The following is a 354-nucleotide window of genomic DNA, read 5'->3' as shown; positions in this document are numbered from 1 at the left end:
GCAGGTTGTGTTCCATATCGAGCTGCCGCAGATGCTGCGCTTCTCCCTGCCGGGCGTGATGAACGAACTGACCGCCATTTTGAAAAACACACCCTTCGCCTACACCGTCGGTTTCACCGAGATCCTCGGGCAAGCCAAGGCACTCACGGCCTCCACCTCACTGGGCGTGAACATCTACCTGGTGGCGGGCCTGATGTATTTCTGCATCTATAAATTGTTCGCCGTGGCGATGCTGATGATTCGGCGCCGCTTTGCCGAGCAGTGATACCGGGAAGAAAGCATGGCGATCCTGCACATAAGCAACCTGACCGAGGCATTTGGCGATCATGTGGTATTGAACGGCATCGACCTCAC

At 56.2% G+C, this 354-nt stretch carries 1 pseudogene; it reads left to right on the top strand.

The features are described from left to right. Positions 1-265: pseudogene (locus tag HX869_RS31345) on the top strand (amino acid ABC transporter permease); the annotation flags it as partial. Between the last annotated feature and the right edge of the window lie 89 nt (positions 266-354).

Origin of the sequence: Pseudomonas sp. P7779, assembly GCF_013386315.1 — a bacterium.
Taxonomy (GTDB): domain Bacteria; phylum Pseudomonadota; class Gammaproteobacteria; order Pseudomonadales; family Pseudomonadaceae; genus Aquipseudomonas.
Note: the sequence above shows the minus strand (reverse complement) of the source record. Positions and strands in the feature narration are given on the sequence as shown.